The following is an 11,938-nucleotide window of genomic DNA, read 5'->3' on the forward strand; positions in this document are numbered from 1 at the left end:
GGACAGTTTATATGGCAACTATCCACCGGAGACACGCCGAAAACTGAGGGTTGACGACTTTGGCTAAAGTTATTAGCTTTATGGCTACAGGAATTAGCCACACGAAGGAGCGGACGATATGACCGAGTACATGGACATCGACGGCGGCCGGATCGCATACGACTCGATCGGCGAAGGCCCCCTGGTGGTGCTCTCGCACGGCATCGGCGACCGCCGCCAGGCCTACCGGTTCCTGGCCCCGATCATCGCGGCCGCCGGTTACCGGGTGGTGAGCACCGATATGCGCGGACACGGGGATTCCAGCATGAACTGGGTGTCCGAGACCGGTAAGGAAGCCATCAGCCGCACCGATGTCGCCAATGACCTGCTCGCGGTGATCGCCGGACTGAACGCCGGACCCGCGATCGTGGTGGGCCACTCGCTCTCCGGCGGCTCGGCCACCATCGCCGCCGCCAAATCACCCGAACTGGTGCGCGCCATCGTGGAGATCAACCCCTTCACGCTGACCCAAACCCCTTCCGTCGGAGCGCTTTTCACCGTGTCCCGGTACCGCCGCGGCATGACCGCGCTGATGGGCACCATGATTTTCAAGAGCGTGAACCAGTGGCTGAAGTACCTGAACATCGCCTACCCGACCAAGCCCGCCGACTACGACGAGTACATGGCCGCCAACGCCGCCAAGCTCCGCGAGCCGGGCCGGATGGCCGAATTCATGAAGACCGGCAAGTCGACTCCCGCCGACGCGCAGGCGCAGCTGCCCAACGTCACCCAGCCCGCGCTGATCGTCATCGGCACCGCCGATCCGGATTTCCCGAACCCGGAGGCCGAGGGCCGGGCCATCATCGCCGCGCTGCCCACCGGACTCGGCAGCCTCGGACTCGTCGAGAATGGTGGCCACTACCCGCACGCGCAGCTGCCGGAGCGGACCGCCGAATTGATCCTGCCGTTCCTGAAGGAGCACGCGAATGCCTAGAGCCGGGCTCAGCAAGACCGATGTCGTCGCGGCGGGAGCGCAACTCGCCGACGACGCCGGTTTCGCGAACCTGGCCCTGAGCCCGCTGGCTCAGCGACTCGGCGTTCGCACCCCGTCGCTGTACAAGCACATCGACAGCCTCGCCGATCTGCAGCACGGCGTCGCCACGCTCGCCATGACCGAACTCGATCAGCGGCTGCGCGACGCCATGCACGGGCTGTCCGGCAGCGAAGCGCTCGCGGCCTTCGCCACCGCGTTCCGGGAATACGTGGTCGCGCATCCGGGCCGCTACAGCGCCACCGTCGGGGCCACCTTCACCGGGCCGGACGATCCACTGCTGCAATCGAGTTCGCGCGTCATGGAATCCATGCGGGCGGTACTGCGCGGCTACGGCATCCCCGACGACGAGATGGTGCACGCCATCCGCACACTGCGCTGCACCTTCCACGGCTTCGCGACGCTGCAGGCGTCGGACGGCTTCCAGTGGAGCGACGACTCCGAGGACAGCTTCGACTGGATGATCCGCTTCCTGGACCGCGGACTCGGCCAAATCGGCACCGCCTGAGCCGAACTCCTATGACGCGGCCGCATTCCGGAGGACCATGGACACGACACCGGCAACGAAGCCACCTGGAGCGTCATGGAAGACTTCACCTTCGACGGGATCCGCATCGCCTATCTGAAGCGCGGTGACAGCGGACCACCGGTGGTGCTGCTGCACAATGCCGGATCCTCCCATCTGATCTGGACCGCGCAGACCACGGCGCTCGCCAGGAACCATCGGGTCTACGCGCTCGATCTGCCCGGCTACGGCTCCTCCGATCAGCCCGCCGACGGCTTCACCCTCGCGCGCTATGCCGAACTGGTGCACGCGTTCCTGCTGCACCATGAGCTCACCGATGTCCGGTTGATCGGCAATTGCCTGGGCTCGGCCATCAGCCTCACGCTGGCCCGCACCCATCCCGGCCTGGTGCACGCGGTGGTGGCGATCAACCCGCTCACCGAATCCACCGCCATGCGCGGCGATCTGGGCGCGGCGGCCCGGCTCACCCGCGCGCTGCCCGATTCCGGCGCTCGCGCGCTGTTCGGCTGGCACACCCCGAAATGGTTCGCCCGCACCACCATTCGCACCTGGTTCTCGAACGGCCGGGCCTATCGCGAATGCCCGTACGTGCAGCCGCTGTCCGACGGTTTTCCGGCCCGTGCGCTGGTCGGGCTGGTTCGCGACCTGGGATCCTTTGCCGCACTGGATAGCTGGCCGGACCGCGACAGCATGCCGCCGGTCTGCACCATCTGGGGCGTCGAGAATCGCATTCTGTCCGCGGCCGCCGGGCGCACGCTCAATGAACAGCTCCGCCCGGACCGCGCGGAATGGCTGGATCGCTGCGGCCACGTGCCGATGCTCGAACGCGCACCCGAGGTGACGGCGATCATCACCGGATTCCTGGAGTCGACATCCTCCGATACCCATCGGACCGCCCGGACCCGGCGGCGCGCGTCGACCGGGTAGCGGACGAAGCGGACCATTCACTCGAATTCTCGACCTAGCATGGCTGGCAGTGAGCAATGCTTCCAACCGCCATAGGAGTCGATGATCATGCTGGCCGCGCGACTACACCTGGGACCGAATCGCCGCTTGGAATTGGATGAGGTTCCGGTGCCCGAGCCCGGCCCGGATCATGTGCTGGTGAAGGTGGAGGCGGCGGGCGTCTGCCTGTCGGACGTGCACCTCATCGACGGAACGCTGTCGCCGCTGTTCCTCGAGGGCGATGTGGTGACGCTCGGGCACGAGGTTGCCGGAACCGTGCACCAGCTCGGGCCGGGGGTCACCGCCGCCAAGGTCGGGGATCGAGTGCTGTTGCAGGCCGGGGAGATTCGCGGGGGAGCCACCTTCACGCGCGGTGTCGACTACGACGGCGGCTGGGCGGAGTACACGCTGGCGCGCATCGATACGCTGGTGCCGATCCCCGATGATCTGCCGTTCGAGCAAGCCTGCTTCATTCCGGACGCGGTCTCCACGCCGTGGGCCGCCGTCACCGCGACCGCCGAGGTGAAAGCCGGTGAGGCCGTGGGCGTCTGGGGCGTGGGCGGACTCGGGGCGCACGGGGTGCAGTTGCTGCGGCTGGTCGGCGCGGCCCCGATCATCGCGGTCGATCCGCTGCCCGCGGCGCGGGAGCGGGCGCTGGAATTCGGGGCGGATCTCGCCTTCGATCCGGCCGATCCCGATCTGCGGCAGAAGATCTTCGCGGCCACCGGGACCGGGCTGGCCGCGGCCTTCGACTTCGCCGGTGTCGCCGCCGTGCGCGAACAGGCCGTGGTCTGCCTCGCACCGCAGGGGCGATTGGTGCTGGTCGGGCTGACCAACAAGCCGATCACCATTACCGGCGGAACAGCTTTCAGCTTCTTCCAGCAGCAATTGCGCGGGCACTACGGGTCCGGGCCGGAGCACGTCACGCAGCTGGTGAAGTTGCAGGGTTTGCAGCGGGTCGACTTCTCGCGATCGGTGAGCGCGGTGGTGCCGCTGGCCGATGCCGCCAAGGCGGTGCATGCCCTCGATGCCAAGGAAGGCAACCCGATTCGGATCGTGCTCAAGCCCTGAGGCTCAGAGGCGACGCTGGAATACGTTGGTGGGCTGACCGTTCGAGGGATCGACGGTGTGGACGGTCAGGTCCGCCGATGACGCGGTGAGGTCCAGCACCATGAAGCCGAGATCGGTGAAGTTCTCGAACAGCGCCGGGGTGATGCGGGCCGGATCCTTCTCGTGCGAACCGGAATTGGTCTTGGCGGCCGCGCCGGACACGATCTGCCGGGTGCCCTTGCAGGCCGGATTCGGTTCCAGCACCTGCAGGCAGTGATCGTGCCCGGAGAGCAGGAACTGGGCGCGGCCGAGCACATGCGCTTCGAAGAAGCGTTTCACGTGGATGCCGTTGACGGGTTCGATGCTCAAACCCTCGTATTCCCCGGCGTTTCCGTGACTGCCGTTGCTCAGGTACGGGTGGTGGGTGCAGACGATCTTCCACTTGGCGGTGGATGCGTCGAGCGCGCGATCGAGCCAGGCGGCCTGTTCGGTCATGAACTGGCCGTCCGCCGCCCAGTACGGCGCGAACAGCGGGGGCAGGTACGCGGCAATGGGATTCAGGTCCAGCACGAAGAATTCGACCAGATCGCCGATCGGGACCGAATAGTAGCGGGACGGCATCCACCAGCGCGGTGAGCGCGAGTGATAGGCGACCTCGTGATCGCCGCGCAGCAGCCAGCCGCCGTCGCCGGGCAGGATGGAACTGTTGTCGTGGTTGCCCTGCACCATGATCCAGGGGAAGTCCAGATCGTGGTTGGGGTCTTCGAATTTGGCGTTGAACTGGGCGTCGTCATCGGACTGCGGCCCCTGTTCGTAGAGGTTGTCGCCGAGTCCGATGGCGAAGGAGAAGGGCTGTTGCGCGTGCAGTGTGCGGGCGGCGTCGGCGACGGCCCACTGTGGGCGCGCGCCGGTGCCCGCGTCACCGGTGACGAGAATGCGCAGCGGCCCGCCGTCGGGGAAGGGCAGTTTGCCGGGCGCGGGTTGCGCTCCGGCGGGTGCGGTGGTCGCCAGGCTCGCGGCGGTGGCCAGGCCGGCGGCGGTGGCGGCGCCGGTCAGAAAGCCGCGGCGGTCGACATTCATTCATCTCTCCCTTGACTACCCTATTTGGTCGCCCGACCAGTATTGCCGGTCCCGTGAAACCACGCACAATATGACACGTTCTCCGAGGCCATCGACCTTTTGACAGCACACTTGGCCAATGAGAGTGTTGTGTGTCCGTTTTCTCACCATCGGCCGCAGGGGGACGCAGTAATGACGACAATGGCCTCGGGTGTCTTCCTCGACTGGGAGCAGCTGACCGGCCAACCCAAACTCGTCGTCGACCTGATCAGTTTCCCCATCTTCAGCGCCATCGCCGGTTGGCTCACCAACTGGACCGGCGTGCTGATGTTGTTCTGGCCGCTCTACTTTCGCGGTATCCGCATTCCGGGCCTGGACATTCTCTATCCCTATCTGCCGCGCCGCGTGCAGGTGCTGCCGACCTTCTCCGGCGACGGCAAACAGCTCGGCTTCCAGGGCTTCATCCCCGCACGCGCCGAGAAAATGGCCAGCATCTGCGTGGACGTCGCCATCATGCGCATCGGCAGTCCGCGCGATTTCATCCATGAGCTGGATCTGGACGGCATCGCGGATTACATCGCCGACGTCGGCCGCAAACAGGTGCCGTCCATGGTCAACGAGATCATGAAGCGGGAGAACCCGGATCTGTGGGGCGCGGTCCCGCGCGCGGCCCGAAATGTGTTGTACCAGCGCGTGGAACGCGAATTGCCGACGCTGGCCCGGCGGGCTTTCGAACAGCTCGGCGACAATGTCGATCAGCTCATCGACATCAAGAGTTTCGTCATTCGGTACCTGCAGGAGAATCCACACATCCTGAAGGACCTCACCACCACCATCGCCGCGCCCGAACTCAAATTCATGGTGCGCATCGGACTGCTCGGCGCGCCGTTCGGCCTGCTGCTGGCGCTGTATATGCAAGTGCACCACCGCATTCCGGTCGTCGGCTGGGTGCCGAGCTGGGTGGTCATCCTGGCCGCGGCCGCCGCCATCGGCGTACTGGTCAATGTGATCGCGGTGAAAATGGTGTTCGAGCCCGGCGATCCGCAACCGCGCTACAAGTACCTGTGGAAGCAGGCGCTGCTGGCCAAGCGGCAGCCCGAGGCCGCGGCCGATCTCGCGCACATCCTGGCCTACCAGGTGCTGACGCTGCCCAATCTGGCCAAGGAATTGCTCGACGGCACCAATGGCGACAAGACCCGGCAGCTGCTCGAGCGTCTCATCGCCGCCGAGATCCACCGGCAGCTCGGGCCGACGCACACCTTCGTGCGCACCGTGTTCGGGGCTCGGAATTTCGACAATCTGAAGGTCGGCGCGACCGCCGCGGCCGCCGGACTCGCGCCGAGCCTGGTCGAGGACGAGGAATTCGCGGCGGCGCAGGCCAAGAAGATCGACGAATTCGCCGCGCGCAAACTCCAGCAGCTGACGCCGGGCGAGTTCATGGAGATGTTCTACGCCTCGGTGGAACAGGACGCGTGGCTGCTGTATCTGCACGGCGCGGCGCTCGGGCTCGGCGTCGGCGCGGTGCATCTGATCCTGTTCGGCTGGTAGACGGCCGCTTCGAGGCAAATACAAGCACGCATGCTTGCATTTTTTCGGCCGCACTGCGATGCTGGCGGCGACGGCACACACAATGGCGTGTGTGCCCGTTCTGTGCCTGTCTCGGCACAGCGAGCTTGAGCGACAAGGACTTTCGATGGCCGATCTCGAGGCGTTGCTCGCCGACTTCACCGCCGAATGCGACGACCTGGACCGGCTCATCGCCGATCTCGATGCCGCCGAGTGGCAGCGGGACACCCCCGCGCCCGGCTGGACCATCGCCCATCAGATCGCACACCTGACCTGGACCGATCGCGTCGCCGCGATCGCCGCCACCGATACGGTCGCCTTCGACGCGCTCGTGCAGGCGGCGCTGCCCAAGGCTCTCACCTTCGTGGACGAGGCTGCCGAGGAAGAGGCCAAGACGCCCGCGCCGGAATTGCTCGCGGCCTGGCGGCGCGATCGCGCGGTGCTGGTCGAGGCTTTGCGAACGGTGCCCGCCGGAACCAAACTGCCGTGGTTCGGACCGCCGATGAGCGCGGCCTCCATGGTGACCGCGCGGCTCATGGAGACCTGGGCGCACGGGCAGGATGTGGCGGATGCGCTCGGGGTCACTCGGGTACCGACCGCTCGGTTGAAGAACGTCGCGCATCTCGGCGTGCGCACCCGCAATTTCGCGTACCTCACGCACGGACGCACCGCGCCCGATGCGGAGTTCCGGATCGAATTGACCGCGCCCGACGGCTCCGCGTGGACCTGGGGTCCCGCGGACGCGGCGCAGCGAATCAGCGGTCCCGCCGTGGATTTCTGCCTCGCCGTCACCCAGCGCAGGCATCTCGATGACCTGTCTTTGCAGGTGGAGGGTGCGCAGGCGCTCGAATGGCTCGGGCTGGCACAGGCTTTCGCCGGTCCGCCCGGAGTCGGCCGGACGGCGGGCCAGTTCCACTGACCCGCCGCCGATCCCGGCCTCCGGCCTAGATCTCCCCCAATTCCCAGGGAGTAGAGCGAGCGAGCGCCACCCTTGGGTGCGCCGTGCCTGGTGCCGACCGGACGACATTGGCCGGAGGTCCTCGAGTGGCAGTCGAGTGGGCGCTCGCCGCTCTCTGGTATTTACCCAGCCTTCCGATATCGGAAACCTGCCGATGCAGAAACCCGGGCGAAGTTCCCATTTCGGACCTGGCAGTCTCATCTGTCGGTACAGTCGCTGTGATCCTGGTCTCGAGGGCGGCGGGTGTCACCGCGCGTCACCGTAACCTGGACGGGCGTACGACTTTCAATGGTGCGGGTCGTGGGCGTCGAAAGACGCAGGGGGACCAGGGGAGAGGGAAAGGACCGCACCAGTCATGTCGCATCAACTCACGACGCAGGCCGCCGGATCATCGCGGCGTGCGGCACAGGTGCTCCGCTACAGCGCCATCGTCACCGCCGGAATGGCGAGCATCGGTCTCACCGTCGCCGCCGGCTCCTACATCGCCAACCAAATGGCCGACGCACAGAAATCCGGCACGATCGTGGCCGCGCCGGGTGACCGGCACGCGACGGTGACCGCGCCCGGCAACGTCACAGCACCGGTCGACAATACGCCGGTTGCCGACAATATCGGCCTCACAGCATTTTTCACACCGCATGTCACGGAAAATCCTGCACCGCTGAATATTCCGGCCACCCGCGTCGGAACGACCACCGAAACCACCCGCGCGGCCAAACCCGAGCCGATTGCCGGACAGTTGCGACTCGGCGGCGCATACGTCGGCGCGGCAGTCGTTCCGGTACAGCGCAATTCGGTCTCGCTGACCTTGGACACCAATGTGTTCGCCACCATCGCCGATCTGGTACTGCACACGCCGATCGGGGAGACCCTGGGCATCGGATCCGATCCGACGGCCAACACCCAGCTGCGCACCGATGTGGATACGCACAGCGGTGAGGTGACGGTGACACTGTCCGATCCGGCGCTCGGCCGCTACGGCGTCCAGCTGGCCAGGCACAACACACCCGCCGCGGCGACCGTGCCGAGCCAGGCAGCCGGGCAGAACCAGGTGGTCACGCCGAACGAGGCCGGAGCACAGCAGGTCTCGCCCGGCACGGGAGCGGAATCCGGTCGCACGGGCGGCCCGGAACTCACCACTGTGTGAGACTTCCGGTGTGTACGACTACTGCGTGATCGGCGGCGGCATCGTCGGAGTGGCCACCGCGCACCGCATTCTCGAACGGCATCCCGGCGCGAGCCTGCTGCTGCTCGAGAAGGCGGATGCGCTGGGCGTGCACCAGACCGGGCACAACAGCGGGGTGATCCACTCCGGAATCTATTACGAGCCCGGCAGTCTCAAGGCGCGACTGTGCCGGGCCGGGGCCGAACAGACCAAGGAATTCGCGGCGGCGCACGGCATTCCGTTCGAGGTGTGCGGAAAACTGCTGGTGGCCACCGATTCCGCCGAACACGCCCGGATGCTGGCGCTGTACGAGCGGTCGGTGACCAATGACGTCGAGGTGGAACTGCTCGACGCCGCCGAACTGGTGCGCCGCGAACCCCGGATCACCGGGGTGGGCGCGCTGTTCGTGGCGAGCACCGGAATCATCGACTACAAACTGGTCACCGCGGCGCTGGCGGAGGCGATCCGCGCGGCTGGTGGCGAGATCCGGCTCGGCGCGGAGATCACCGCGATCGACGAGAACACCGATACGGTAACCGTTTCCGGTCCCGCCGGGAGCTGGCGGGCGGCCCGGCTGGTGGTGTGCGGCGGATTGCAGGCCGATCGGCTCGCCGCGCTCGCCGGATTGCGCCCCGACCTGCGCATCGTGCCGTTCCGCGGTGAGTATTACCAGCTGCCGCCCGAGCGCAAGGGCCTGGTGAGCACGCTCATCTACCCCATTCCCGATCCCGAATTGCCGTTCCTGGGCGTGCATTTGAGCCCGACCATCGACGGCGGGCTGACCGTCGGGCCCAACGCGGTGCTCGGATTGGCGCGCGAGGGATACCGCAAGGGCAGCGTGAATCTGCGCGATGCGCGGGAAATCCTGGGATTCCCGGGTTTTCACCGGGTGGCCGCGGCCAATGTGCGAACGGGACTGCGCGAGATGCGCAATTCGATGTTCCGGCGCGGATATCTGGCGGAGTGCCGACGGTACTGCCCGGAATTGACGGTAGCGGATCTGTTGCCACGCGAGGCCGGAATCCGCGCGCAGGCGGTGCGACGGGATGGCACGCTGGTGCACGATTTCCTGATCGAACGGACGGCGAGGTCGGTGCACGTGCTCAATGCGCCGTCACCGGCCGCCACTTCGGCGCTGCCGATCGCGGCACATATCGCCGAACAATTGGACAACTGACCGAATTGCGCACGCACAGCAAATCCGGGTATCCATTCATTAAATAGGATTGCTGTAGTACTTTTGTTGGCAGCCGTGGGACAGGGAGCACCTATGGGCCACATGAAATACGCGTGCGACGTCGGGGCACCGGTGGAGGTCGCGTTCACCTATACCGACAACCATCAGTTCGTACCGGACTGGGCCTTCGCCGTCACCGCCTTCGAACCCCTCGGAGACAGCGATCACGGCTCGGGAGCCATCTTCGGGGCGCGGCTGCGGGTCGGCTTCTGGCATCCGGTCATCGAATGCGAGATCACCGACTACCGCCGCAACGCGGTCATCGAATACACGCTGCGCAGACGCAGGACGGGGAAGTCGGCGCCCGCGCAGCAGCACGATGGCGGCACACCGATCGGCGCACCACTGTGCGTCATCACCCTGCGATTCGATCCGCTCGGCTACGGTCGTGCGGTGCTGACCTCGGAAACCGAGTACCGCGTTCCGCGCGGGCTCACCGGCCGCCTGCTCTCCCGAATGCTGGCCGCCGCCGTACAATCGGCCGTGCGACGCACCGAATCGCAATTGCGAAGGGAGATAGAGGAATTCCACGGAACGGATCTTGTCGGCCGGATTGCGTAGGGTTGTGAGCATGATCATCGTGAGCACCGACGGATCGTGCCTGCGTAACCCGGGCGGAGCCATCGGCTGGGCGTGGGTCAATCACGCGGGCGGATCGGCCAGCGGCGGTGCGGCCTCGGGCACCAACCAGATCGCGGAGCTACGCGCGCTATTGGAAGCCATCCGCGCCCATCCCAGCTCGGAACCGCTGTTCATCGAATCCGATTCGCTCTATGCGATCAAGTGCGCCTCCGAATGGATCAACGGGTGGCGGCGGAACGGGTGGAAGACCTCCAGCGGGGGACCGGTGAAGAACCTGGAGTTGATCCGGGCGATCGATCAGGCCATCAGCACCCGGCCCGGGCCCGTGCGATTCCGCTGGGTGCGCGGACATGTCGGCAACTACTTCAACGAGCAGGCGGACACGCTGTGCGGGCAGGCCGCGCGCGCCATCGCCGCCGGGACGCTCGAGCCCGCGCCCGATGTCACCACCGATGATCCGATCACCGAGCCGATTCCGATCGATCCGATGACGGAGCCGATTCCGGTGATCTCGCCGGTGGAGAATGTCTCGGCGGTCGCCGAAAAGATCGTGGCGCAAGCGCATACGGCCCCGGCGACTCCGCGTCGCAGGGCCACCCCGGCGAAAACCCCTGCGCCCGACGCGCTGACCCTGTTCTAGAACAGGGGAAATGGGGGGACGCTGACGCTGGGTCTTGGGGGCTACGCCCCCAAACCCCCAGGCGGACGCGGTGACACCCGATCGAGGACGCGACCCCGAACCCTCGGCGGTGCGACGCTGGATCGAGGCGAGCTGGACCCTCGGCGGGTGCAATGCCGGGTTCGGGACGCCAGCCCCAACCGTTCGATCAGAAAGGCCCGCCCCCCGATTTCCATCGGGGGGCGGGCCTTTTCGTGTGGTGGCTCAGTTACCCGGGGCCGGGGTGGGGGCGGGAGCCGGGGCTCCGGAGGGGGCGGGCTGTTGGGTGGAGGGGGAGCCGCCGCCGGGGAAGAGGCCGTTGTTGCCGTTGTCGGCGATGGGCTCGAACTTGGAGACGAGCCACTTGCCGTCCTTCTTCTCCAGTTCGGCGTAGGTGGGCAGGGTCAGCACGAGGGGCTGGGCGCGCATGGTGTTGCTGGAGGTCTGGGTGAGGCTGACAAGGACGGTGGCCTTGGAGTCGTCACCGGATTCCCAGCCGCAGCGGACCGTGTTCAGCTTCGAGGAGGCGTGCACACTGGTCAGCACGTCCTTGAGGTCGCCGGACATCTTGTCGAACATGTCCCGGAAGTCGCCGGTGGTGGCGGCCTGGACGCGCTGCACGTAGTCGCCGAGGCTCTTGTCGTCGTAGACCGAGACGGTTTTGACGAAATCGCAGGCGGCCTTGGTGGAATCGTCGCGGTCGGCGAGTTCGTTCTTGTCGTTGTTCGACTGCAGCCAGAAGAACACGACCGCGCCGATCGCGGCGACCAGCAGTACGCCCGCCGCGAAGGCGGCGATCAACGGCAACGGCAGCGAGGACGACGACTTCGCCGCAGGCGGCGGGGTGGCCGGAGCCGAGCTCGCCGGAACGGGCGGCACCTCGGAGTCGGCCGCGGCCGCAACCGGTGCGGTGGGGATCGCGTCGGCGGGCTTGTCGGCGGCAGCGGCGGCCTTGTCGGCGGCGTCGGTGTCCTTGCCGAGGGCGACCGTTTCCGGTTCGGCCGCTTCCTGCTTCGCCGTCGGCGTTACGTCGGCGCTGCCCTGTACATCGGCCTCGGCGATCGAGTCGTCTTCGGTTTTCTTGTCCTGGGCAGCGTCATCCGACATGTATCGATCACTTCCTCGGTGCGCTGCGGGCGCACCGTTCTAGGTTCTTCAGCGA

Annotated in this window: 12 protein-coding genes; 10 read left to right on the forward strand and 2 right to left on the reverse strand. The window is 66.7% G+C overall.

Features of this window, described 5'->3' with window-relative positions:
• Positions 1-118 precede the first annotated feature (118 nt).
• From ACFC0O_RS24040 to ACFC0O_RS24055, 4 genes are all read left to right on the forward strand, one after another.
• The gene (locus tag ACFC0O_RS24040; RefSeq protein WP_375961405.1) at positions 119-973 is read left to right on the forward strand and encodes an alpha/beta fold hydrolase; all 855 of its coding nucleotides are present in this window, start codon (positions 119-121) and stop codon (positions 971-973) included.
• The gene (locus ACFC0O_RS24045; protein WP_364636711.1) at positions 966-1,538 is read left to right on the forward strand and encodes a WHG domain-containing protein; all 573 of its coding nucleotides are present in this window, start codon (positions 966-968) and stop codon (positions 1,536-1,538) included. Before ACFC0O_RS24040 ends, ACFC0O_RS24045 begins: the two co-directional genes overlap by 8 nt.
• 75 nt (positions 1,539-1,613) lie before the next feature.
• The gene (locus tag ACFC0O_RS24050; protein WP_375961408.1) at positions 1,614-2,483 is read left to right on the forward strand and encodes an alpha/beta fold hydrolase; all 870 of its coding nucleotides are present in this window, start codon (positions 1,614-1,616) and stop codon (positions 2,481-2,483) included.
• 81 nt (positions 2,484-2,564) lie between these two features.
• The gene (locus ACFC0O_RS24055) at positions 2,565-3,572 is read left to right on the forward strand and encodes a zinc-binding dehydrogenase (RefSeq protein ID WP_375961411.1); all 1,008 of its coding nucleotides are present in this window, start codon (positions 2,565-2,567) and stop codon (positions 3,570-3,572) included.
• Positions 3,573-3,575: 3 nt separating this feature from the next.
• On the opposite strand, the gene ACFC0O_RS24060 is transcribed toward ACFC0O_RS24055, so the two are convergent.
• Positions 3,576-4,631, reverse strand: coding sequence for a metallophosphoesterase (locus ACFC0O_RS24060; protein WP_375961412.1), 1,056 nt, complete (start codon positions 4,629-4,631; stop codon positions 3,576-3,578).
• A 171-nt stretch (positions 4,632-4,802) separates the two neighbouring features.
• On the opposite strand from ACFC0O_RS24060, the gene ACFC0O_RS24065 reads away from it, so the two are divergent.
• From ACFC0O_RS24065 to ACFC0O_RS24090, 6 genes are all read left to right on the forward strand, one after another.
• Positions 4,803-6,158 carry a hypothetical protein gene (locus ACFC0O_RS24065; protein ID WP_375961414.1) on the forward strand — a complete coding sequence of 452 codons (1,356 nt, stop codon included), beginning with the start codon at positions 4,803-4,805 and terminating at the stop codon, positions 6,156-6,158.
• 145 nt (positions 6,159-6,303) lie between these two features.
• Complete coding sequence (locus ACFC0O_RS24070) at positions 6,304-7,095, forward strand: TIGR03084 family metal-binding protein (protein ID WP_375961417.1); 792 nt, start codon at positions 6,304-6,306, stop codon at positions 7,093-7,095.
• 394 nt (positions 7,096-7,489) lie between these two features.
• Positions 7,490-8,281, forward strand: a complete 792-nt coding sequence (locus ACFC0O_RS24075) for a hypothetical protein (protein WP_375961419.1) — start codon at positions 7,490-7,492, stop codon at positions 8,279-8,281.
• A gap of 10 nt (positions 8,282-8,291) precedes the next feature.
• Positions 8,292-9,476 carry an L-2-hydroxyglutarate oxidase gene (gene lhgO, locus ACFC0O_RS24080; protein ID WP_375961421.1) on the forward strand — a complete coding sequence of 395 codons (1,185 nt, stop codon included), beginning with the start codon at positions 8,292-8,294 and terminating at the stop codon, positions 9,474-9,476.
• A 93-nt stretch (positions 9,477-9,569) separates the two neighbouring features.
• On the forward strand, positions 9,570-10,097 hold the full coding sequence (locus ACFC0O_RS24085) for an SRPBCC family protein (protein WP_375961423.1): 528 nt from the start codon (positions 9,570-9,572) through the stop codon (positions 10,095-10,097).
• 10 nt (positions 10,098-10,107) lie between these two features.
• Entirely contained in the window at positions 10,108-10,758 is a 651-nt protein-coding gene (locus tag ACFC0O_RS24090) for a ribonuclease H (RefSeq protein ID WP_364636729.1), read from the forward strand.
• Positions 10,759-11,001: 243 nt separating this feature from the next.
• Here ACFC0O_RS24090 and ACFC0O_RS24095 read toward each other — a convergent pair whose 3' ends face one another.
• Positions 11,002-11,883, reverse strand: a complete 882-nt coding sequence (locus tag ACFC0O_RS24095; protein WP_375961426.1) for a hypothetical protein — start codon at positions 11,881-11,883, stop codon at positions 11,002-11,004.
• Between the last annotated feature and the right edge of the window lie 55 nt (positions 11,884-11,938).

This window comes from Nocardia sp. NPDC056100, from assembly GCF_042266325.1.
GTDB lineage: Bacteria > Actinomycetota > Actinomycetes > Mycobacteriales > Mycobacteriaceae > Nocardia.